Below are 23,556 nucleotides of genomic sequence, written 5' to 3' on the forward strand. Positions count from 1 at the left end.
CTGGCATATCCAGGAAACCGAGACGGTTTACCACGAAATCCCGAACGTCGGTTTCGAGTATCAGCTGAACAACTTCCAGCAGCCCTACACCGTGACCCAGCGCTGGCGGCTGGAAAGCGACAGCACCTCCCTGCGTGAAGAAATCACCACCACCCTGTACGATCCCGAACATGGCAACCTGATCTTCGAGGAACAGCCCAACGGCATCGTCACCACCTACGCCTACTACGACAAGGACGGTGAGGACGGTTGCCCACCGGACCCGCAAGGGTTCCAGCGCAGCCTCAAGTCGACCACCACCACGCCTAGCAAAAAGCCGGGACTGGAAAGCACTGCCCCGGTACTGATCGAGCGATACACCTATACGTTGTACAATGCGCTGCCCGACGCGACACGCCCTCATGGCGTTACCGATCAATGGCTTGTGCTGACACAACAGACGTTGCATGAACAGATCAGCGAGGGTGAACGCCTGCTGTACACCCTCAACAAGGACATCTACAAGGACGAGAATTCGCCCTACCTGTATGGTCGCCAGGCCTACGAAGAACAAACGTTTTACCCAATCGACGCACCTGCGGGCACCTTGCGCAACCTGCTAAAGCAGATGACCACGCGCACGGATTGGACCTACCTGCCACGCGATGCAAGGAAGCCGTACGCCGATTACGGCGTCACTGAGACAATCAAAGGTTTCGAGCTTAACGAACGTAAAGTTACACGTTACCTGTCTGCTGTGTCCGGCGCTGTCGTTTCAAGTGAAGACCTGCACGGTACACAGACAATCTATGAATATGACGACCTGAACCGCCAGACGCAGGCAATCGTGTCACCCACAGGCAACAAGGCAGTGCGCAGTTTTAGCTACCAGTTGGCAAGATCTGCCGGCGAACGTTTGACTCAGACCACCGAGGATGCCAAGGGGGTGGTCATTCGCACGGTGTTCAATGGCGCCAACCAGGTCGTGGAACAATGGCGCGAAATCAGCGACCCGCAGGACCCGACCCTGCGCCTACCCGAGATGCAAACCTACCTGGCCAGGTACAACGGCCTGGGCCAACTGGTCGAGGAAACCTCCTTCGACCATGGTGATGGGTTTGAAGGCCAGCAATTGTCCATGACCACCCTGTTCAGTTATGGTCCCTGGGGCGAGCTGACCAAGACCACATATCCTGACAAGACTTGCCTGCACAGTGCCTATCGCCCATTGAGCAAGGTCAATGACGAGGAACGTTACCTTTACGACTTCACCGCCACCTGGGAGACCAACCCAGACACCCCCGATGTACGGTTCAATCACCAGGTCCACAAAGGAAACCTGTTCAACAAACCCATACAGGTGAAGAACCTGGGGCCAGCCAATGAAACGCTCGATCGCTATGACTACTACTATGACGGCAGTGGCCGCTGCACTCGCGAGGAGAGCCGGGTACGTGAACCTGACAGCAAGGCCGAGTTGCTGCGCATCACACGCTTTGAATATGACGCCTATAACCGTGTAACCAAAACCATACGGCCGAACCAGACTGCACTCAGTCGCAAATTTGCCGCCCATTGCGCCGAGGAGTTGACCGAGGAACTGCGCCTGCACTCCGCAGGTGACAAGCAAGGCACGGTAGTCTGCCTGCGCCAATACGACGACCTCAGCCGCCTGAAGAGCCTGGTGGCAGGGCCGCGCACCGAGCATTACAGCTATGGCGAAAAAAATGACCAGATGGTGCCTTCCCGGCGCACGAGCAAACTGCGGACATTCAACTACGAGTACTTGCTGGACCTGACCAGCACACCAAGCGCCGTCACTGCGGGTGGGAAGCGCAGCTCATTCACCTTCGACCCCACCAGTGCCGCGCTCAACAACGCCGATAACGAGCAAGGCAAGCGTAAATACGATTACACAGACCAAGGCTACCTGCTCCGCGAGGAATGGACGGACGTCCAGTCGCCGGACACCTACCACCGCGACTACCGCAATTCGCTACAAGGCCGCACCTTCGCACTGGACGACAGCAATGGCATGCAGACGCGCCACGGCTATGACGCGCATGGACGCCTTGAATGGACCACCCAGGGCCGGCTGCGCGCCGACTTCAGCTACAACAACAATGGCCAAGTGCAATTTACCCACACGCGCGACCTTGACAGCGACTACACCCTGCAGTGCGAGCAACAGTATGACAGCCGCGGCCGGGAAGAAACCCGCATCCTGACGCTGTTCAAGGGTGAAACGCCCGGCGAACTGAAGATCATCAGGCAACGCTGGCGCGACGACGGCATGCTGCACAGCAGGTCTCTTTGGCGTGGGGACCAGCAGTTGCTGCAGGAGATCTTCAGCTATGATCCCCTCGACCGGCTCATCGGATATGTCTGCGAAAGCGAAACGGGTGACTACCCGCGCAATGCCAAAGGCAGGCAGATCAGGGCACAGTCCTATGTATTCGACGACCTCGACAACCTGATTTACAACCGTACCGACTTCGCTGACGGCGATGCGGACAAGGCTTACTTCAACTGCGAAGGGTTCCAGTTGAAGAACGCCACCCACACCCATGCCGACTACCTGCCTTCAATGGATTTCGCCTACGACGATGATGGCAACATGCTCAATGATGAGTGGGGGCATAGGCTGCGTTATGACGAATCTGGCCGCTTGCAGGAAGTGCGCAGTCAGGACGACAAGCAGACGCTGCTGACCTACCGCTACGATGGCCATGGCCACCTGATCGGCGTGAAAGCGACCGACGCGGATGAAATACTGCGGCGCTACCAGGGCAACCGACTGGTCTGTACCCAGGCAGGCGCGACTGACCTCTACTACCTGCACGATGGCGAACGCCCACTGGGCCTGCAACACGGCAAAGCCCCTGCCTCGCCGCGCCTGTTCTGGACCGACATGGCGAATAGCGTGATCGCCGAAAGCGCAAAGGGTGACGTGGAGAATGCCCAATACACCGCGTTCGGCGAAACCCCGGAGTCACTTGCTTTGACCGGGCTGCTGGCCTTCAACGGTGAAGCCCGCGAACGGGCCATGGGCTGGTACCTGCTGGGTCGTGGCTATCGGGCCTACAACCCTGGCCTGATGCGCTTCCACAGCCCTGATACGCTTGACCCGGAAGACGTCGGCATCAACCCGTACCTGTACTGCAAGGGCAACCCGGTCATGTGGCGTGACCCTACCGGGCATGCCGCCAGCCCCATGGCGCCTCCCGACCAAGCGGCAAGCATCCGCAAGAAACCGAGCAAGACAAGTGCCTGGATCACGCTTGGCGTAACAGCAGCTTTCGCCCTCCTTGCCGTGGCCTCGTTCGGGGTGTTCGCGGCCGGTGCAGCCAGTGCAGTAGCGGCCGGGATCGCCCTGAGCGCCAAAACTACCGCATGGCTGGTGGCGGGTAGTGTCGGCAGCGCAATGGCGGTTGCCGGCCTGGGTGTTCAGGTTGCAGGGATCCTGGAGGACGATCCGAACAAGGGCAACACGCTGATGGCGATTGGCGGTGCGCTGAGTGCCGTAGGGGGTGCCTTGGCAGGGGCTGCAGGGTTTTATGGCGGGGCAAGCTTGACTCGGGATATTGCAGCTTTCGCTACTAAAAACACTGACCGTTTCGCTCAAATAGGCAATGTGTTCGCGGTGAGGCGGTATGGGCCAGCGTCGCAGCCGAATGGGGGGCAGGGACAACCTGGTCGGGATGGAATCGATGGTCGGGATGGACAGCCTGGTCGGGATGGAACCAATGGTCGGGATGGAACCAATGGTCGGGATGGAACCAATGGTCGGGATGGACAGCCTGGTCGGGATGCCCAGTTCGACTACGAATATGTCAACACCCGAATCAGACGTGAAGTACGTAAGCAAATAGCCAATAGGACGCCCGCAACCATCCCCGAGACCCCCCCAGCAGCCGCTCAAAAATTCCCCAAGGCAAACGAGGCAGCCATGTTTCCAAGTGGCGGTAGACCTCAAATTGATCCCCTCATGTTCATACGTGGGAGCAATTAAAGCACCATGACCAACCACCCTCGCTGCCCGGCGAGGGTGGTTGATTCCTGATGCTGCCCCTCCCCCCTGACATATCGAGATATCGTACAAGCCTCCAGATATCTCCTACATCCCCTCCTCAACCTTCTCCTTAATCTCACGCGCTCACCGCTCATATCCCTCGGCCCTCCCGGCACCGGAGTTGAGCCAACACCTGCGCGCGGTGGCCCGCCACCGAGTAGATAACCGAGATTTCCTATGTGCCCTCTCCCCCAGCGCTGGCGAGGCATCACGCCCTTGCTCGCCCTCGGTGGCAGTTACCTGGCAGCGCCTGCCTGCCTGGCACTGGCCAACGAACCCCCGCTGCAATTCCAATCCGGCTTCCTGCACCAGTCCAGCGGCCACGCCCCCGGCAGCGCCGACCCCGCCCTGCGTGCCCTGGCAAACGAGCAACGCTTGGCCCCCGGGCGATATCACGTGGAGGTCCGCGTCAACCTGGCCCCCGCTGGCGAACACGACATCGAATTCCAGCAACGCCAAGGCCAGCCAACACTGAACCCATGCCTGGCCCCAGGGCTGCTGTTCAGCCTTGGGCTGCGCGAACGCAGCCTGGCTAAACCGGAACTGGCCAAGGCACCGTGCATCGACCTGCCCGCCCTGGTGGAGGGTGCCCAGGTGGAGTTCGATTCGAGCCGCCTGCGCCTCGACCTGTCCATTCCCCAGGCAGCGCTGCAACGCGACAAGGCCGGCACCGTCGCCCCGGACCAGTGGGAGCACGGTATAAATGCTGCATTCGTCAATTACCAAGCCTCGGCCATGCACAGCAGCCAGCGCGACGGGCGCAGCCGCAGCCAACACGACCTGCTGCTCAACAGCGGCCTGAACCTGGCCGGCTGGCGCCTGCGCAGCAGCCAGAGCCTGCGCGAGGATGGCCAAGGGCACCGTCGCTGGCGCCACAGCAATACCTATGCCCAGACCGACCTGCCCGCCACTTGGGGCACATTGACCCTGGGCGAAACCTACAGCGGTGGCGAGGTGTTTCGCAGCCAACCCATCAAAGGCCTGCAACTGGCCTCCGACCTGGGCATGCTGCCAGATACCCTGCAAAGCTATGCCCCGGTAATACGCGGCGTGGCCCAGAGCCGCGCCAAACTCGAGATACTGCAGAACGGCTTCCCCATCTACAGCACCTACGTCGCCGCCGGTCCCTATGAAATCGACGACCTCAGTGTCGGTGGCGGCAGCGGCGAACTGGAAGTGGTGCTGACCGAGGCCGACGGCCAGGTACGCCGCTTCACCCAGCCCTACTCGACCCTGACCAACCTGCTGCGCGATGGCATCTGGCGCTACAACCTCGCGGCCGGGCGCTACAACACCGCCAACGGTGACGAAACACCCCAGCTGCTGCAGGGCACCCTTGCCCGTGGTATCGGCTGGAGCAGCACCCTGTATGGTGGCATGTTGACCAGCGACGACTACAGCGCCAACGCCTTGGGGCTAGGCAAGGACTTTGGCGCGGCCGGCGCATTGTCGTTCGATGTCACCCATGCCCGCAGCGACCTGGGCACAGCACTTGGCCAGGTCAGCGGCAACAGTTACGCTGCCCGTTATGGCAAGGCGTTTCCTACCCGTACACACCTGCGCTTTGCCGGCTATCGCTACTCCACCGAGGGCTTTCGCGACTTTGACGAAGCCGTGGCGCAACGGAACAACGACCAGCACTGGCCAGGCAGCCGCCGCAGCCGCCTGGAAGCATCGATCTACCAGCAACTGGGCCGCAGCAGCTCGCTCAGCTTCAACCTGAGCCAGGATGACTACTGGCAAACCCAGCGCCAGCGCCGTCAATACCAGTTCTACTTCAACACGCATCACAAAGGCATCAACTACAGCCTGTTCGCCTCGCAGTCACTCAACAAGACCCACGACAACGACCGCATTCTCGGCCTCAGTCTGTCCTTCCCTCTGGACTTCGGCCTGGGCAGCAGCGTCACCTTGGACACCCAGCAACAGGCTGGGCGTTTCAGCCAGCGCGCCAGCCTCAGTGGCGGTGCATTGGACAACCGCCTCAATTATCAGGCAGCTCTGGCCAATGATGGCCAGCAGAACAAGAGTGCCGAGCTATCGGCCGGCTACCTGACTCCGCACGTCAACTTTGGTGCCGGCTATTTTGAAGGCAACGACTACCGCAATTTGTCGGTCAACGCCAGCGGCTCCGCGCTGGTGCACGGCGATGGCTTGGTGTTCAGCCCCAGTTTCGGCGAGACCAACGCGCTGATCCATGTACCCGACACCCCCGGCGCCGGCATGGAAAACGCGACAGCTGCGCGCACAAACGCCAAGGGTTATGCCCTTGCACCGCACCTGCAGCCCTATCGGATCAACCGCCTGACACTCACCACCGACCAGCTCGAACCGGATGTGGAAATCGACAACGGCACAGCCCAGGCCATACCGAGACGAGGCGCAATCGTGCAGCGCACGTTCGCCGCACGTCGTGTTGCGCGCCTGGTACTGACCCTGCTGAACACCGAGGGTAAACCATTGCCTTTCGGTACTCAGGTCCAGGATACCCAGGGCAAGACGCTGGCGGTGGTGGGACAAGGCGGCCAAGCGCTGGTGGCTACCGAAGCAACCAGTCAGGTGCTGAAGGTGCGATGGGGCGAGCAACTGGCCGAGCAATGTCAGCTATCGATCAAGCCCGCCAGCATGCGTCAGCAGCAGGGCTTCTACTTTCAAACCCTGACCTGCCCCGCCACTGAAGCCTGATGACTTCTGCCCAACAACGGAACCTATTCATGCGACCTCAACGATACCTGCCAAGCTTGTTTGCCCTGGGCCTGGCCCTTGGCACACAGCTAATCAACCTACCGCAGGCCCACGCCATTCCAGGTTGCACCTGGCAAGGGGCGAGCGGCACGGTCGGCCACAGCGTCAACCTGGGCGAATTCTGGGTGCCCAGGGATGCCGAGCTCGGCACCGTCATCGGCTCCGTCCAGCGCTTGGTTTCAAAGGACCCCTCGAATCGGGAAATCCGCTGCGACAACGACGGCAGCAGCGTACTGACATTCCTCATGCCTGCCACTGTACCGGTGCATGGCAAACCGCTACCGCCCGTTAACGGCTGGGACGTCACCGGTAAAGTACTGGAAACCGGCATTACGGGGGTCGGCCTGTACATCCGCCTCAGGCACCCCTATACCGGGGCCAACAACGGCTTTCGACCCGTCGACGGTCATCCAGCCGTACCCTATGAAGGCCACAATACGGTAAACATCTCGCCATCACCGCTACTGATAAACGACCTGAATGCCGATTACTACCTGATCAAGACTGGCCCCATACCGGCAGGCCGCACTCACTTCAACACACGAGTTGCAACAGGCACCATCACCGACCTCGGTCCGGCGCTTCAGTTGAGCGTGGGAGCAGGCGTGAACCAGGCGCAATGCACGCTCAAAGCCGATGCGGTGAGCGACAACCCGGTTAGCTTGGGCCCCCACGATGCCGCCATCTTCTCCACGCCTGGTGATACTTCGCCGCCGGTCAACTTCCACATCACATTGAGCGACTGCGAGGATGACCCGGCAGGCAGCGTGGCGCGTGCGCACATTCGTCTGGAAGGCGCACTGGGTTCAAGTGTGATCGACCCCAGCCTCGGGTTATTCAGCCTCAATGACAGCTCTCCGGCGCAAGGCATTGCCATCCAGCTACTGCGCAGTGACAGCTCACCCATGACGCTTGAACAAGACGAGCCGGTAACCTGGCTGACGATCGGCGACACACGCCTGGATTTCAAGGCACGTTACTACCAGAATGGCCCAACGGTTACGGCAGGGCCCGCCAGCGGGGCACTGAAGTTCACCATCAGCTATCGCTGATGCCCTATGCCAGGGGCGCAGGACGCGCCCACTGGGGGGCTTGCGAAATTTAAACATGTAACGCAAAAAGGGACCTTAGGGTCCCTTTTTGCGTTACATGTTTGGAGCGGGAAACGAGACTCGAACTCGCGACCCCGACCTTGGCAAGGTCGTGCTCTACCAACTGAGCTATTCCCGCATTTTGAAGCTTTACCACTATCGGCGTGAAGCGCCTTGAAGACCTTCACCACCACTGCACCGCATAGACGCCACAGTATTTAAACTGGAGCGGGAAACGAGACTCGAACTCGCGACCCCGACCTTGGCAAGGTCGTGCTCTACCAACTGAGCTATTCCCGCATTTGGCGTCCCCTAGGGGACTCGAACCCCTGTTACCGCCGTGAAAGGGCGGTGTCCTAGGCCACTAGACGAAGGGGACACACGACACTTTTCAGTGCACCAGGTTTGAACCTCACGATTCAGTCTGGATTTTCTTTTCCTGCCCCGCCGTCAGGCGTTGCCGGAGAAACTGGAGCGGGAAACGAGACTCGAACTCGCGACCCCGACCTTGGCAAGGTCGTGCTCTACCAACTGAGCTATTCCCGCAATTTGGCGTCCCCTAGGGGACTCGAACCCCTGTTACCGCCGTGAAAGGGCGGTGTCCTAGGCCACTAGACGAAGGGGACACGCTGCTGGCATTACTGCCTGCTTTCACTCCCTGCGGCGTTTCGCTGTGTGCTTTACGCTGCAAGTGGCGCGCATTCTATGGATGGTTGGTACAGGCGTCAACCCCTTTGTAGAAATTTATTTAAATCAATGACTTCCGGGTGGGTTGGGGTGCAGTTGCGGGCCGGTGTGCCGATATAGATGGAGGGGTGCCTGTACCGGCCACTTCGCGGCTGAAGCCGCTCCCACAGGTACATCACTGCACTTGAGGCCTGTGATGTACCTGTGGGAGCGGCTTCAGCCGCGAAGTGGCCAGTGCAGGCATGTAGCCGCTGTTCGTCTCCAGGCGAACTCACTACACTCAAGGGTGTAATTCTTCTTCAATGAGGCATTAACGGTGACACCACTTCTGATCACCCTGCTCATCGTGGCGGGCATCGCGTTGCTGATCGTGATCGGCTACCTCAACAATGTGGTCGAGAACGGCAAGCTCGAACGCGCCCGGATGAAGGTCGAGCTGGCCGACCGCCTGCGCCGTTGTGGCGAAATCACCGAGACCTTCCCCGGCCAGTTCATGACCCCGGCGCTGAAGCTGCTGCTGACCCGCCTGGAGCTCAACCTGAACCAGCGTCAACTGGCGATGGACAAGCACAACGCCGGATTCAAGGCGCGTATTGCCGAACTGGAGGCGCTGATTGCCCTAGGCGGGCAGATTCCGGTGAACAACCCGCCCAACCCGATCCAGACCGAGATCAAGGCCAAGGATGTGCGCTTCCTGCTGGAGGCTTTGCACAACCAGGTGACTCGCGCCGCCCAGGAGGGCTTCCTGCCCACGCCCGAGGCCAAGCAATGGGTCAAGGAAATCCGCCATATCCTGGTGCTGCTGCATATCGAGTTCTTCAACAACCTCGGCCAGCAGGCCCTGCAGAAGAACCAGCCAGGCCAGGCGCGCCTGGCTTTCGAACGCGGCGTGCAGTACCTGCGCAAGCAGCCGGAGCCCAAGGTGTATGAAGAGCAGCTGACCTACCTGGAGAAGCTGCTGGCCCGGGCCAATGCCCAGGTGCTGGACCGCATGGCCCCGGCGGAGGATGAGCAGAATGAACTGACCCAGGGGCTCAAGACCGATGAGGAAGAGACCTGGAAGAAGAAAGTGATGTACGACTGATGCTTTAACCTGTACCGGCCTCTTCGCGGCTAAAGCCGCTCCCACAGGGAGCGCATCGCCCCCAAGCTTGATGCCATCCTTGTGGGAGCGGCTTTAGCCGCGAAGGGCCGGTACAGGCAACGACCATCAGCAGTCGGTCAGCTCCAGAAAAATCGCCGCCAACCGCTCCAGCCCTACCTGATCCGCCTCACTGAACCGCCCAAGTTTCGGGCTGTCCAGGTCCAGCACACCAATCAACCTGCCCTCCTTCACCAGCGGGATCACCAGCTCGCTGTTGGACGCACTGTCACAGGCAATGTGCCCAGGGAACGCATGCACATCCTCTACCCGCTGGGTCTGCCGGGTGGCCGCAGCTGCTCCGCACACGCCCTTGCTGAACGGGATCCGCACGCACGCCACCTGACCCTGGAACGGGCCCAGCACCAGTTCTTCGTTGCGATTGAGGTAGAACCCGGCCCAGTTCAGGTCGTCCACCTGGTTATAAAGGAATGCCGAAAACTGCGCGGCATTGGCGATGAAGTCACGCTCGTCGGCAAACAGCGCCTGCACTTGCGCCGCCAGCAGGTTGTAGCCGTCGAGGCCGGCGCCACTGGCATTGAGGTCGATCATTTACTTTTGCTCCAGCAATTGCAGCCCGACCCAGTAGCGGGCGAACTGATAGGCACAACGGCCATTACGGTTACCGCGGCCGGTGGCCCAGCGCACGGCGAGGATGTCGAGTTCTTCGCTGCGCTGCCAGGCCAGGCCGGCAGTTTGCGCGAGCTGGCCGATCCAGTGCTCGACCACGTTCAGGAAATGCTCCTGGGTAAAGGGGTAGAACGACAGCCACAGGCCAAAACGGTCGGACAGGGCAATCTTGTCCTCCACCGCTTCGCTGGGGTGCAGCTCGCCGTCAACGCGCTTCCAGTTTTCGTTGTCGCTCTCCTTCTCCGGCACCAGGTGGCGGCGGTTGGAGGTGGCGTACAACAGCACGTTGTCCGGAGCCTGCTCGAGCGAGCCGTCGAGCACGCTCTTGAGCACCCGGTAGTCGCCCTCCCCGGCTTCGAACGAGAGGTCATCGCAGAACAGGATGAAGCGCTGCGGCAACTTCTGCAGCTGCTCGACCACACGCGGCAGGTCGGCCAGGTGGTCGCGCTCGATTTCGATCAGGCGCAGGCCGGCACCTGCGTGCTCGGCCAGCAGGGCGCGGACCAGCGACGACTTGCCGGTGCCACGCGAGCCCCACAGCAGTGCATGGTTGGCCGGCATGCCGTTGATGAACTGATGGGTGTTGCGGCCGAGCTGGTCACGCTGCTGGTCGACGCCGATCAGGTCGCTGAGGCGGATATCCAGGCTGACTTCCAGCGGCAGCAGGTAGCCGCTGCGGCCATCGCGCTGCCAGCGCGCGGCCAGGGTGGTGGCCCAGTCGATGTCCGGGCGCTGGGCCGGCAACAGGGGTTCGAGGCGGGCCAGTACCGATTCGGCGCGGTCCAGGAAAGCAATCAAGCGGGCGTCCATGAAAACTCCTGCAAATTTTTGGATTCTAGGCTGCTGTGCCGGCCTCTTCGCGGGTGAACCCGCTCCCACAGGGCTCGCACCAGGCCTGAGGGCGTTGCAGTACGTGTGGGAGCGGGTTCACCCGCGAAGAGGCCGGCACCAGCAATTGAGCAATCAAGGCTGAATGTGCGACAGACCCACCAGTAGCCGGGGTTGATCGGCTATGCTTGCGCAGCGCAAGGGACGTGAAACCGGCTCGGGACACATGGATATCAAGTTCACCAATCGCCTGTCATACAAGCAAGCCCGGTTGACAGTCCTGGTCGGCTTCATCCTGGGAACATTGCTCAGTCTCATCCAGATCGGCATCGATTATGCCAGCGAAGACGCGTCCATCAACCGTGAAGTGCGTGCCTTGCTGCAAATCAGCCACAACCCGGCCTCGCGCATCGCCTACAACATCGACTCGGAATTGGCCCTGGAGCTGACCCGCGGCCTGCTGCAGTCACCAGCGATCGTCCGTGCGCGGCTGATCGATAACAACGAAACAGTGCTGGCCGACGTCGAACGGCCGCGCCTGGAGGACCGCTACCGGCCGCTCAGCGACTTCCTGTTCGGCGAGCAGCGCCAGTTCAGGGAACGCCTGTACCTGACCCACATGCCCGAGGAATACCTTGGCACCCTGTACCTGGAGGTAGACACCTATGCCTTCGGCAGCCGCTTTCTCGACCGTGCCGGCATCACCCTGCTCAACGGTTTCGCCCGCAGCCTGGTGCTGACCGGCATCCTCCTGGCGCTGTTCTACATGATGCTGACCAAGCCGCTGGTGACGGTGATCGGCGCGCTCAGTGGCAGTGACCCGCGCAAGCCCCGGCAAACCCGCGTGGCCTGCCCGCATGGCCACGAACACGACGAGATCGGCGTACTGGTGAGGGTCGCCAACCAGCAGTTTGTCAGCATGGCCACCGAGATCGAGCAGCGGCGCACCGCAGAAAACCGCCTGACCCAGTACCTCAACGAGCTGGAAGATATCGTCTCGGCACGCACCAACGAACTGAAGGCCAGCAACAGCAGCCTGAGCCTGTCCAACCAGGAGCTGGAAGAAGCCCGCCGCCGGGCGCTGGACATGGCCCAGGCGCGCGCCGCCTTCCTCGCCAACATGAGCCACGAAATCCGTACCCCGCTCAACGGCATGCTCGGCATGATCGCCCTTGCCCTGGACAGCCCGCTGCCCAGCGAGCAACGCCAACAGCTGGCGATTGCCCATGACTCGGGCAAGGTGCTGGTGGAGTTGCTCAACGATATTCTCGACCTGTCCAAGTTCGATGCCGGCCAGCTGGAGCTTGAACGCATTCCGTTCGACATGGGCTCGATGGTCGAGGACACCGCCAACCTGCTGTCACAGAACACCGCGCAAAGCGTGGAGCTGACCTGCCTGATCGGCCGCGACTTCCCCAGCAGCGTGCTTGGCGACCCCACACGGGTACGGCAGATCGTCAGCAACCTGCTGTCCAACGCCCTCAAATTCACCCGCTTCGGCCGCGTGGATGTACGGCTGACGACCATTGTCGGCGGTGTGCGCCTGGAAGTGCGCGACACGGGTATCGGCATCCCCGAAGAAGCCCAGGCGCGGATCTTCCAGCCGTTCACCCAGGCCGGTGCCGGCATTACCCGCCAGTACGGCGGTACCGGCCTGGGCCTGGCGCTGACGCGCAACCTGTGCAAGGCCATGCAGGGCCACCTGCATATCAAGTCCGACCCGGGCTTCGGCAGCCGCTTCACCGCCGAGCTACCGCTGCCCGTGCACACCGAGGCCATCCCGCCAGCACCGTTGCACGGGCATGTGGCTGCGCTGAACGCAGCCGGCAGCGGGCTCGATGAACTGTTGCAGGACCTGCTGCCCGCCTGGGGCCTTGCCTACCAGCGCCATGACAGCAGCGCGGGGCTGGACGCCTCGGCCATCGACCTGCTGATCACCGACAGCCTGGACCAACTGTTCGAACTGCGCCCGGCGCTGAAGACACCGATCTTGCTGGTGACTGCCTACGGCAACTTCCTGCCCAGCGAACAGTCGGTCGCCCTCGCCCCCCTGCACCAACTGGCCCGGCCGCTGTCGCGCAACGCCCTGTACCAGACCCTGCGCCGCACCTTGCAGGGCCACGAGCCCGAACACCCGCTGGCCACCCCTGCCATCACCCTGGAGCAAGGCCGCGCGCGCATCCTGCTGGTGGAGGACAACCCGGTGAACCAGCTGGTGGCAAAGGGCATGCTGGCCAAGCTCGGCTGCCAGGTGCAGCTGGCCACCCAGGGCGCCGAGGCCCTGGAGCTACTGGAACAGGACGAGTTCGACCTGGTGCTGATGGACTGCAACATGCCGGTGATGGACGGCTACGAGGCCAGCCGGCGCATCCGCCAGAGCGGCCGCTGGCCCGACCTGCCGATCGTCGCTCTCACCGCCAACGCCATGCCCGAAGAACGCGAGCGCTGCCGGACAGCGGGCATGAACGACTACCTGGCCAAACCGTTCCGCCGCGAAGAGCTGCTGGCACTGGTCGACCACTGGGTACCCGTCAACGGCTGAGTAGGCGCTCGATGTCGGCTTCCAGGGCCTGCGGCTTGGTGGTGGGAGCGTAGCGCGTTACCTGGCCAGAGGCCGGGTCGACCAAGAACTTGGTGAAGTTCCACTTGATCTTCTGGCTGCCCAGAATGCCCGGGGCGCGCTGCTTGAGCTCGGCGAACAGCGGGTGGCTGCCGGGGCCGTTGACCTCGACCTTGCGAAACAGCGGGAAGCTCACGCCGAAGTTGCGCTCGCAGAACTGGGCAATTTCCCGCGCATCGCCCGGCTCCTGCTTGCCGAACTGGTTGCAGGGGAAGCCCAGCACCACCAGGCCGCGTGCGCGATAGGCCTGCCACAGTTGCTCCAGGCCTTTGTACTGCGGGGTAAAGCCGCACTGGCTGGCGGTATTGACCACCAGCAGCGCCTTGCCGGGGAAGTCGCCGAGCTTCTTGTGCTCGCCGCCCAGGGTCACGCAGGGGATGTCCAGTATCGATCCAGCCATGGTCGGGCTCCGGTCAGTCGCGCGGGCGCAGGTCGATGCACACCGAGTTGATGCAGTAGCGCAGGCCGGTCGGTGGCGGGCCATCGGGGAACACGTGGCCCAGGTGCGCATCGCAGCGGGCACAGGTGACTTCGGTGCGGATCATGCCGTGGGATGTGTCGCGGATCTCGATCATCGCGCTGTCCTCGATGGGCGCGTAGAAGCTCGGCCAGCCGCAGCCGGAATCGAACTTGGTCTGCGCATCGAACAGTGGCAGGCCGCAGCAGATGCAGTGGTAGATGCCGTCGCGGCGCTCGCTATTGTACTTGCCGCTGAACGGCCGCTCGGTGCCTTTGAGGCGGCACACCTGGTACTGCTCGGGGTCGAGCATCGACCGCCATTGTTCCAGGGTTTTCTCGATCTTTTGCATGTAGGGACCTCGGCAGGCTGAATTTCGCTGCGCACCGTCTTTTCCGGGGCGCGGGTGGCACGTATATTAGTTGGCTTCGTGTGCCAGGCGTTCAGTCTGGCACCCGCTTCCTGCCCTTTCAAACCTTTCGGCGGGGCGTAGCGCGTTTTCTCAATCGGGATCCCATCATGCAGTTCAGCAAATCGAACAAGCTCGCCAATGTCTGCTACGACATTCGCGGCCCAGTGCTCAAGCACGCCAAACGCCTGGAGGAGGAAGGCCACCGCATCCTCAAGCTGAACATCGGCAACCCGGCGCCGTTTGGCTTCGAGGCGCCTGACGAAATCCTCCAGGATGTGATCCGCAACCTGCCCACCGCGCAGGGCTACAGCGACTCCAAAGGCCTGTTCAGCGCGCGCAAGGCAGTGATGCAGTACTGCCAGCAAAAAGGCATCGAAGGCGTCACCATCGAGGACATCTACCTCGGCAATGGCGTGTCCGAGCTGATCGTCATGTCGATGCAGGCACTGCTCAACAACGGCGACGAAGTGCTGATCCCGGCTCCCGACTACCCGCTGTGGACCGCCGCCGTGAGCCTGGCCGGCGGCAAACCGGTGCACTACCTGTGCGACGAGCAGGCCGACTGGTTCCCCGACCTTGAGGACATCAAGGCCAAGATCACCCCGAACACCAAGGCCCTGGTGATCATCAACCCGAACAACCCGACCGGCGCGGTGTACTCCAAAGAGCTGCTGCTGGGCATGCTGGAACTGGCCCGCCAGCACAACCTGGTGGTGTTCTCCGACGAGATCTACGACAAGATCCTGTACGACGAAGCCGTGCACATCAGCACCGCCTCGCTGGCCCCCGACCTGCTGTGCCTGACCTTCAACGGCCTGTCCAAGTCGTACCGGGTGGCGGGCTTCCGTTCCGGCTGGCTGATCATCTCCGGGCCCAAGCACCACGCGCAAAGCTACATCGAAGGCATCGACATGCTGGCCAACATGCGCCTGTGCGCCAACGTGCCGGCCCAGCATGCCATCCAGACCGCGCTGGGCGGCTACCAGAGCATAAACGACCTGGTGCTGCCACCGGGCCGCCTGCTGGAGCAGCGCAATCGCACCTACGAGCTGCTGAACGACATCCCGGGCGTGAGCTGCGTGAAGCCGATGGGGGCGCTGTATGCATTCCCGCGGATCGACCCGAAAGTGTGCCCGATCCTCAACGACGAGAAGTTCGCCCTTGACCTGCTGCTGTCGGAGAAGCTGCTGATCGTTCAGGGTACCGCGTTCAACTGGCCGTGGCCGGACCACTTCCGTGTGGTTACCTTGCCGCGGGTGGATGACCTGGAGGCGGCGATTGGCCGGATCGGGAATTTCCTGAAGGGTTATTCGCAGTAAGTGCTGGCCCTGGGGGCGCTTTGCGCCCCTTTCGCGACACAAGGCCGCTCCTACAGGATTACGCGATCAGTTGTAGGAGCGGCCTTGTGTCGCGATGGGCCGCACAGCGGCCCCAACATTCCCACAGGATGTTTCTTACATCCTGCAACGCTCTATCCCACAGCCCCCACGCCATCCTCTGCCATACTCCGCCGTACACAGTTTGAAATAGTCGCCCGATTGAATCGGCACGGCCGGCACCTTATATACCCCGCAGTAAGCGACAATTCATCCGTCAGGAGAACGTAACAACCATGATGCGCATTCTGTTGTTTGTAGCCACCAACCTTGCGGTGGTGCTGGTTGCAAGCATTACCCTGAGCCTGTTCGGTTTCAACGGGTTCATGGCCGCCAACGGGGTCGACCTGAACCTCAGCAGCCTGCTGGTGTTCTGCGCCGTGTTCGGTTTTGCCGGCTCCCTCGTCTCGCTGTTCATCTCCAAGTGGATGGCGAAGATGACCACCGGCACCCAGATCATCAGCCAGCCGCGCACCCGCCACGAGCAGTGGCTGCTGCAAACGGTCGAAGAGCTGTCTCGTGAAGCAGGCATCAAGATGCCCGAAGTGGGTATTTTCCCCGCATACGAAGCCAACGCCTTCGCCACCGGCTGGAACCGCAACGACGCACTGGTCGCTGTGTCCCAGGGCCTGCTGGAGCGTTTCTCGCCCGATGAAGTGCGCGCAGTGCTGGCCCACGAAATCGGCCACGTGGCCAACGGCGACATGGTCACCCTGGCGCTGGTGCAGGGCGTGGTGAACACCTTCGTGATGTTCTTCGCGCGCATCATCGGCAACTTCGTCGACAAGGTGATCTTCAAGAACGAAGAAGGCCAGGGCATTGCCTACTACGTGGCGACCATCGTTGCCGAGCTGATCCTGGGCATTCTGGCCAGCATGATCGTGATGTGGTTCTCGCGCCGCCGCGAATACCGCGCCGACGAAGCCGGCGCACAGCTGGCCGGTACCACGGCGATGATCGGCGCCCTGCAGCGCCTGCGCGTGGAGCAAGGCCTGCCGGTGCACATGCCCGACACCATGAAGGCGTTCGGCATCAATGGTGGCCTGAAGCACGGCCTGGCCGGGCTGCTGATGAGCCACCCGCCGCTGGAAGACCGTATCGAGGCCCTGCGCCGTCGCGGTTGATCCAACTGGTAAGCGGAAAGGGCGACTTCGGTCGCCCTTTTTTGTACACCTGTGCCGGCCTCTTCGCGGGTAAACCCGCTCCCACAGGGATCCCGCAATCTTCAGGCCTGTGGTGTTCCTGTGGGAGCGGGTTCACCCGCGAAAGGGCCGGTACAGGCTACACACTTGTCAGCGGCTGACTCGGTAAACCCGCTCCAGCAAACTCGATACCCCGGCCTGCAAAAACTTCGGGCTCTCCTCAATCACCTCGACAACTTCCAGCTCATCCACCTGCCAGCCGGCAAACCCCTGCCGCAGCTCTTGATCCCCTACCGAAAACGGCGGCCCGCCCAGCAAAGCCTGGTCGTAATCCAGAGTCACCACCACCCCCTGGCAACTCGTCGGCAGCAAACCCGACAACAGCTGCATGTAAGCCCCACGCATCTGCGACGGCAAGGCAATCACCGCAGCCCGGTCATAAAGCCCCGCGCAGTCCCCGATATCCTCTGCCTGCAACGCAAAGATATCCCCACACCAGAGCTCCACGTCACCGCTGCGCCAAACCTCGAAAGCCCCCCGCTGCCCCACCTCGGCCTGTAGCCCATGCTCGCGGAAGAATGCCTCAACCGCACGCCGCGACAGCTCTACGCCCAACACGCGATGCCCCTGCCCGGCCAGCCAGGCCAGGTCAAGGCTCTTGCCGCACAACGGCACCAGCACACGGCTGCCCGGCACCAGGCCAAGCGTTGGCCAATACTTCTGCAGATAAGGGTTCACCTGCGCCTGGTGAAAGCCGATCTGGTTGTCGGCCCACCGCTGCTGCCAGAACGCTGGCTCCATGATCACTCCCGATTTTTAGATGGTTTGTCGGTAAAAGTTGGTTTGGATTTCGATCTGTGGTTGATCGAAGATGATTGCATCTTAACCGCCAGGACCCCGTCATGCTGCCCAGCCTGTTCATTTCCCATGGTTCCCCCATGCTTGCCCTGCAACCCGGCGCCAGCGGGCCGGCGCTGGCACGGCTGGCCAACACCTTGCCCCGGCCGAAAGCGATCTTGGTGGTGTCGGCGCACTGGGAAACCCGCGAACTGCTGGTGACCGGCAATACACGGCCAGAGACCTGGCATGACTTCTACGGTTTCCCACCGGCGCTGTATGCGGTGCAGTACCCGGCGCCCGGTGACCCCACCCTCGCCGGACAGATCAGTGAACTGCTACAGGCTGCCGGGCTGCCAGCCCGTCTGGACGCGCAGCGGCCATTCGACCATGGCGCCTGGGTACCGCTGTCGCTGATGTACCCGGATGCGAGTATTCCGGTGGTGCAGGTTTCACTGCCCAGCCACATGGGGCCGGCGCTGCAGGTCAAGGTGGGCAAGGCGTTGGCGGAGTTGCGTGGCGAGGGTGTGCTGCTGATTGGTTCGGGCAGTATTACCCATAACCTGGGCGAGCTGGACTGGCATGCCGGGCCGGATGTGATCGAGCCTTGGGCGCTGGCGTTCAGGGATTGGGTGGTTGAAAAACTTAGGGCGGATGATCAGGAAGCGTTGCTAGGGTATCGGCAACAGGCACCGTTTGCGGTGCGTAACCATCCCAGTGATGAGCATTTGCTGCCGCTGTTCTTTGCCCTTGGGGCTGGGGGTGAGTTTGCAGTGGTGCACCAAGGATTCACCCTGGGGGCGTTGGGGATGGACATTTATCGGTTCGACTGAAAGGCCTCTTCGCGGGTGAACCCGCTCCCACAGGGTCTCCACAGATTTAAGGCTTGCGCTGTAGCTGTGGGAGCGGGTTTACCCGCGAAAGGGCCGGCACAGGCAAAAAAATCCCCAGCCAAGGCCGGGGATTTTTTCATTGCGCCAGGATCAATCCTCGCGGTAGCGACGCAGCTTCAGCTGCTTGCCAGCCACGCGGGTGTCCTTGAGCTTGGACAGCAGCTTTTCAAGGCCATCTTCCGGCAGCTCGACCAGGCTGAAGCTATCACGCACCTGGATACGGCCGATGGCGTCACGGGCCAGGCCACCTTCGTTGAGGATCGCGCCCAGCAGGTTCTTGGCAGCGATGCCGTCACGGGCACCCAGGGCAGTGCGGCAACGCACGCGGCCTTCAGCCAGCGGCAATGGCGCACGGCGCTCGCGGTCACCACGCTCCGGGCGCTCGCCACGCTCACCACGCTCGGTACGCTCACCACGCGGGGCGAAGCTCGGCACCAGTGGCTGCTCACGCTCTACCGCAGCCAGGTCCAGCGCCTGGCCATTGGTGGCCTTGCGCAGCAGGGCCGAAGCCAGAGCGCGGGCACTGCAACCCAGGTCGTTGGTCAGGCGGTCGAACAGGTCGCCGTGGGTGGCTTCTGCTTCGGCTACCAGCGGCGCCAGGCTGTTGGTCAGCTTCTTGATGCGGGCGTCCAGCACGGCCTGGGCATTCGGCAGGCGGGCTTCGGCAACTTTCTGCCCGGTTACGCGCTCGATCACCTGCAGCATGCGGCGCTCACGCGGGGTGACCAGCAGCAGTGCACGGCCTTCGCGACCGGCACGGCCGGTACGGCCGATACGGTGTACGTAGGACTCCGGATCGTACGGCATATCGACGTTGAACACGTGAGTGATACGCGGTACGTCCAGGCCACGGGCAGCGACGTCGGTAGCGACAACGATGTCCAGGCGGCCATCCTTGAGCGAGTCGATCACGCGCTCACGCTGGTTCTGGGCGATGTCGCCGTTCAGCGCGGCAGCCTTGTAACCCTTGGCTTCCAGCGCGGAGGCCAGGTCCAGGGTGGCTTGCTTGGTACGCACGAAGGCGATCAGCGCGTCGAACTCTTCCACTTCCAGCAGACGCAGCACAGCCGGGATCTTCTGGTCGGCGTGGACCATCAGGTGGGCCTGGTCGATCGCGGTAACGGTCTGGGTCTTGCTCTGGATCTTGACGTGCTTGGGCTCGCGCAGGTGGCGTTCGGCGATCGAGCGGATCGACGACGGCAGGGTGGCGGAGAACAGCACGGTCTGGCGGCTGGCCGGGATGGCATCGAAGATCACTTCGAGGTCGTCCATGAAGCCCAGCTTGAGCATCTCGTCGGCTTCGTCCAGTACCAGGTACTGCACGGTCGACAGGACTTTTTCGTCACGACGCAGGTGGTCGCACAGGCGGCCCGGGGTGGCCACGACGATTTGCGCGCCGTTACGGATCGCACGCAGCTGTGGGCCCATCGGGGCACCACCGTAGACGGCGACCACGTTCACGCCCGGCATCTGCTTGGCGTAGGTTTCGAAAGCGGTAGCAACTTGCAGCGCCAACTCACGGGTTGGCGCCAGGATCAGGGCTTGCGGTTCGCGCTTGCTCACATCGATCTTGTTGAGGATCGGCAGGGCAAAGGCAGCGGTCTTGCCGGTGCCAGTCTGCGCCTGGCCGATCATGTCGTGACCGGCGAGGATGATCGGGATCGATTGTTGCTGAATGGCGGACGGCTCTTCGTAGCCGGTCGCCAGAACGGCAGCAACAATATTCGGATTGAGATCGAGAGCGGCGAAGCCGCCGGTTTCCTGGGTCATGGGTCTGCCTCTAGGTGCATCCGCAAAGACCCATGCTCCAAAGCTGCACAAGCCATGAAAGACCGACAGGTCACCCAGGCAGCTTTGGCGGCGGGGATTTGCGAAAACGATTGAAAAAGAAAACGTGGGAAAGTCCGCCTAGCGGACGTGCAGCCGAAGCTGGACTCGGAGGGTTTGCACCACCTGATTTTGCGGTCCGCTAAAAGACCGGCGCGTACTATACCCGAAATAGTGCGGGTACGTGAGGAATATTTTCAGGGTGTCCGGCCAGTATCAGGCCATCAGCAATATGCGGCTGAAACGATTCCAGTCTGCGATACCGCGTCGCCCGCTCCCACAGGTACAGCGTTGCTCTCAGGTCCATGACATCCCTGTGGGAGCGGGTTTACCCGCGAATCAGGCGACGCGGTATTCAGGTAGCCGGCCGAATCTCGCGGATCAGCCCCTCGAGGCTATACCCCAGACGCGGCGCCAGCGCCTCGGCCCGGGCCCTCAGCCCATCCAGGTCCAGCGTCTGCTCCAGGTCCGACGGCACCAGCAGGATCACATTGCCCTCCTTCACCGGCAGCTCCCAGTAATGCCGGTGGTACAACCCGCGCAGCAACGCCGCGCCCAGCGGCTTGCCGTCGTCGGTGGCCCACTGGTTGATCACCAGCCAACCACCCGGGTTCAGCTGCTGCTGGCAGTTCTCCAGGAAGTTCCACGCCAGGTGGCCCACCCCCGGCCCATGGTCGGTGTACAGGTCGACGAACAGCAGGTCGGCCTTCTCGGCCGTGGGCAACAGCTCCAGGGCATCGCCGATGCGTACATACAGCCGCGGGTCGTCGTCCAGGCCCAGATACTCCATGGCCAGGCGCGGTACGTCCGGGCGCAGCTCGATGGCCTCGATATCGTCCAGCGGCAGGAATTTCATGCAGGCCTGGGTCAGCGTGCCGGCACCCAGGCCGAGAAACAGCGCGCTTTCCGGCTGCTCGTGGCACAACGCGCCCACCAGCATGGCCCGGGTATAGTCATATTCCAGCCAGCTGGGGTCGGCCGTGAACACACAGCTCTGCTCGATCGCATCGCCGAACTCCAGAAAGCGGTAGTCGTCGACTTCATACACGCTGATGACGCCAAAGGCGTCCTCCACCCGTGCCAGTAGCCGCTCTTGCCGTTCCGCCGTCATGCTTGCCACCCACCCGCGCAAAAACGCGCATTGTCCGCCAACACCCTCGATGCAACAAGCGCAGCGCCAACTGTTACCATGGCCCATAGCCTACAACCGACAAGACCGAGCCCGAGATGAACCAACCGTGGAGCCCCGACAGCTGGCGCGCCCTGCCGATCCAGCAGCAACCGACCTACCCCGATGCCGCGCACCTGCTGAAGGTCGAACAGACGCTGGCCAGCTACCCGCCGCTGGTGTTCGCGGGCGAGGCACGCGAGTTGCGCCGGCAGTTCGCCGAGGTCACCGAAGGCCGCGCCTTCCTGCTGCAGGGTGGCGACTGCGCCGAGAGCTTCGCCGAGTTCTCGGCGGCGAAAATCCGCGACACCTTCAAGGTGCTGCTGCAGATGGCCATTGTCATGACCTTCGCCGCCGGCTGCCCGGTGGTCAAGGTCGGGCGCATGGCCGGGCAGTTCGCCAAGCCGCGCTCAGCGGGCGATGAAACCATCGGCGACATCACCCTGCCCGCCTACCGTGGCGACATCGTCAACGGCATCGGCTTCGACGCGAAAAGCCGCATTCCCGACCCGGAGCGCCTGCTGCAGGCCTACCACCAGGCCACCGCCAGCCTCAACCTGCTGCGCGCCTTCGCCCAGGGCGGGTTTGCCGACCTGCACCAGGTGCACAAGTGGAACCTGGACTTCATCGCCAACTCGGCGCTGGCCGACAAGTACCACCAACTGGCCAACCGCATCGACGAAACCCTGGCATTCATGCGCGCCTGCGGCCTGGACAGCGCGCCACAGCTGCGCGAAACCAATTTCTTCACTGCCCACGAAGCACTGCTGCTGAACTATGAAGAAGCCTTCGTGCGCCAGGACAGCCTGACCGGCGATCACTACGACTGCTCGGCGCACATGCTGTGGATCGGCGACCGCACCCGCCAGCTGGACGGTGCCCATGTGGAGTTCCTGCGCGGCGTGCACAACCCGATCGGGGTCAAGGTTGGCCCGAGCATGAACCCTGAAGAACTGATCCGCCTGATCGACACGCTGAACCCGGCCAACGACCCCGGGCGCCTGAACCTGATCGTGCGCATGGGCGCCGGCAAGGTTGGCGACCATCTGCCGGGGCTGATCCGCACCGTCGAGCGCGAAGGGCGCAAGGTGCTGTGGAGTTCCGACCCGATGCACGGCAACACCATCAAGGCCAGCAGCGGCTACAAGACCCGCGACTTTGCGCAGATCCTGGACGAGGTGAAGCAGTTCTTCCAGGTGCACCAGGCCGAGGGCAGCCATGCCGGCGGCATCCACATCGAGATGACCGGGCAGAACGTCACCGAATGCATCGGCGGTGCCCGGCCGATCACCGAAGATGCGCTGTCCGACCGCTATCACACCCACTGCGACCCGCGCATGAACGCCGACCAGTCGCTGGAGCTGGCCTTCCTGATCGCCGAAACCCTCAAGCAGGTGCGACGCTGAGCGCTTTTCGCTTTTCGCTTTTCGCTTTTCGCTTTTCGCTTTTCGCTTTTCGCTTTTCGCTTTTCGCTTTTCGCTTTTCGCTTTTCGTTTTTGATCTTGCTTCTAAGCGCGCGATAGTTCAGGCGCTGCCGATTGCGACTTCAGGAGGCCGAGCGAAGGGACTGCGGAGGGAGGTGACGGGCATGGATGCCCGTCAAGCGCTGAGGCCCCATGGATGGGGCCTGCAGCGCGTACTCCCGGGAGCA

General features: G+C 62.3%; 15 protein-coding genes, 5 tRNA genes and 1 pseudogene. 9 read left to right on the forward strand and 12 right to left on the reverse strand.

Features of this window, described 5'->3' with window-relative positions; genetic code table 11:
* Window positions 1-91 precede the first annotated feature (91 nt).
* The 3 genes from J5M58_RS28485 to J5M58_RS24425 all read left to right on the forward strand — a co-directional run bounded on the left by J5M58_RS28485 (window position 92) and on the right by J5M58_RS24425 (window position 7,848).
* Window positions 92-3,991 (forward strand): RHS repeat-associated core domain-containing protein, encoded by a 3,900-nt coding sequence (locus J5M58_RS28485; protein ID WP_207879911.1) that lies wholly within the window; start codon window positions 92-94, stop codon window positions 3,989-3,991.
* 237 nt (window positions 3,992-4,228) lie between these two features.
* Entirely contained in the window at window positions 4,229-6,736 is a 2,508-nt protein-coding gene (locus J5M58_RS24420; protein ID WP_207879913.1) for a fimbria/pilus outer membrane usher protein, read from the forward strand.
* A gap of 29 nt (window positions 6,737-6,765) precedes the next feature.
* Window positions 6,766-7,848, forward strand: a complete 1,083-nt coding sequence (locus J5M58_RS24425; RefSeq protein WP_112251867.1) for a fimbrial protein — start codon at window positions 6,766-6,768, stop codon at window positions 7,846-7,848.
* A gap of 102 nt (window positions 7,849-7,950) precedes the next feature.
* Here the strand turns inward: J5M58_RS24425 and J5M58_RS24430 are convergent.
* The 5 genes from J5M58_RS24430 to J5M58_RS24450 form a co-directional block, all read right to left on the reverse strand.
* A tRNA-Gly gene (locus tag J5M58_RS24430) sits at window positions 7,951-8,026 on the reverse strand.
* An 85-nt stretch (window positions 8,027-8,111) separates the two neighbouring features.
* Window positions 8,112-8,187, reverse strand: a tRNA-Gly gene (locus J5M58_RS24435).
* Window positions 8,188-8,190: 3 nt separating this feature from the next.
* Window positions 8,191-8,266: transfer RNA gene (locus J5M58_RS24440), tRNA-Glu, on the reverse strand.
* A 91-nt stretch (window positions 8,267-8,357) separates the two neighbouring features.
* A tRNA-Gly gene (locus tag J5M58_RS24445) sits at window positions 8,358-8,433 on the reverse strand.
* Between the two features lie 4 nt (window positions 8,434-8,437).
* Window positions 8,438-8,513, reverse strand: a tRNA-Glu gene (locus J5M58_RS24450).
* Window positions 8,514-8,890: 377 nt separating this feature from the next.
* On the opposite strand from J5M58_RS24450, the gene J5M58_RS24455 reads away from it, so the two are divergent.
* The gene (locus tag J5M58_RS24455) at window positions 8,891-9,658 is read left to right on the forward strand and encodes a hypothetical protein (RefSeq protein WP_207879915.1); all 768 of its coding nucleotides are present in this window, start codon (window positions 8,891-8,893) and stop codon (window positions 9,656-9,658) included.
* Between the two features lie 126 nt (window positions 9,659-9,784).
* Here the strand turns inward: J5M58_RS24455 and J5M58_RS24460 are convergent, their stop codons facing one another.
* Together J5M58_RS24460 and J5M58_RS24465 are read right to left on the reverse strand one after the other, a co-directional pair.
* Window positions 9,785-10,267, reverse strand: coding sequence for a GAF domain-containing protein (locus J5M58_RS24460; RefSeq protein ID WP_003260813.1), 483 nt, complete (start codon window positions 10,265-10,267; stop codon window positions 9,785-9,787).
* Complete coding sequence (locus tag J5M58_RS24465) at window positions 10,268-11,155, reverse strand: ATP-binding protein (RefSeq protein ID WP_112251865.1); 888 nt, start codon at window positions 11,153-11,155, stop codon at window positions 10,268-10,270.
* Window positions 11,156-11,357: 202 nt separating this feature from the next.
* Here J5M58_RS24465 and J5M58_RS24470 point away from each other — a divergent pair, with 202 nt between their 5' ends.
* A complete protein-coding gene (locus J5M58_RS24470) occupies window positions 11,358-13,715 on the forward strand; it encodes a response regulator (protein WP_207879917.1) in 2,358 nt (785 codons plus the stop codon).
* Here J5M58_RS24470 and J5M58_RS24475 read toward each other — a convergent pair.
* Together J5M58_RS24475 and msrB are read right to left on the reverse strand one after the other, a co-directional pair.
* Complete coding sequence (locus tag J5M58_RS24475; protein WP_112251863.1) at window positions 13,705-14,193, reverse strand: glutathione peroxidase; 489 nt, start codon at window positions 14,191-14,193, stop codon at window positions 13,705-13,707. The two genes, J5M58_RS24470 and J5M58_RS24475, sit on opposite strands and share 11 nt — an antisense overlap.
* Window positions 14,194-14,206: 13 nt before the next feature.
* Entirely contained in the window at window positions 14,207-14,602 is a 396-nt protein-coding gene (gene msrB, locus J5M58_RS24480; protein ID WP_112251862.1) for a peptide-methionine (R)-S-oxide reductase MsrB, read from the reverse strand.
* A gap of 167 nt (window positions 14,603-14,769) precedes the next feature.
* On the opposite strand from msrB, the gene J5M58_RS24485 reads away from it, so the two are divergent.
* Together J5M58_RS24485 and htpX are read left to right on the forward strand one after the other, a co-directional pair.
* Window positions 14,770-15,981, forward strand: coding sequence for a pyridoxal phosphate-dependent aminotransferase (locus tag J5M58_RS24485; RefSeq protein WP_112251861.1), 1,212 nt, complete (start codon window positions 14,770-14,772; stop codon window positions 15,979-15,981).
* 293 nt (window positions 15,982-16,274) lie between these two features.
* A complete protein-coding gene (gene htpX / locus J5M58_RS24490; RefSeq protein ID WP_112251860.1) occupies window positions 16,275-17,162 on the forward strand; it encodes a protease HtpX in 888 nt (295 codons plus the stop codon).
* 168 nt (window positions 17,163-17,330) lie between these two features.
* Here htpX and J5M58_RS24495 read toward each other — a convergent pair whose 3' ends face one another.
* Entirely contained in the window at window positions 17,331-17,981 is a 651-nt protein-coding gene (locus J5M58_RS24495; protein WP_112251859.1) for a thiopurine S-methyltransferase, read from the reverse strand.
* 101 nt (window positions 17,982-18,082) lie between these two features.
* Here J5M58_RS24495 and J5M58_RS24500 point away from each other — a divergent pair, with 101 nt between their 5' ends.
* Window positions 18,083-18,850, forward strand: coding sequence for a class III extradiol ring-cleavage dioxygenase (locus J5M58_RS24500; protein WP_207879919.1), 768 nt, complete (start codon window positions 18,083-18,085; stop codon window positions 18,848-18,850).
* Window positions 18,851-19,000: 150 nt separating this feature from the next.
* Here the strand turns inward: J5M58_RS24500 and J5M58_RS24505 are convergent.
* Both J5M58_RS24505 and J5M58_RS24510 read right to left on the reverse strand, forming a co-directional pair.
* Window positions 19,001-20,714 (reverse strand): annotated as a pseudogene (locus J5M58_RS24505) (DEAD/DEAH box helicase).
* A 378-nt stretch (window positions 20,715-21,092) separates the two neighbouring features.
* Window positions 21,093-21,848 (reverse strand): spermidine synthase, encoded by a 756-nt coding sequence (locus J5M58_RS24510; RefSeq protein WP_112251856.1) that lies wholly within the window; start codon window positions 21,846-21,848, stop codon window positions 21,093-21,095.
* Window positions 21,849-21,964: 116 nt separating this feature from the next.
* Between J5M58_RS24510 and J5M58_RS24515 the strand changes: the two genes are divergently transcribed.
* The gene (locus J5M58_RS24515) at window positions 21,965-23,311 is read left to right on the forward strand and encodes a class II 3-deoxy-7-phosphoheptulonate synthase (RefSeq protein ID WP_207879921.1); all 1,347 of its coding nucleotides are present in this window, start codon (window positions 21,965-21,967) and stop codon (window positions 23,309-23,311) included.
* Window positions 23,312-23,556 lie beyond the last annotated feature (245 nt).

It is taken from the genome of Pseudomonas sp. 32_A, assembly GCF_017490905.1.
Taxonomy (GTDB): Bacteria; Pseudomonadota; Gammaproteobacteria; order Pseudomonadales; family Pseudomonadaceae; genus Aquipseudomonas; species Aquipseudomonas inefficax.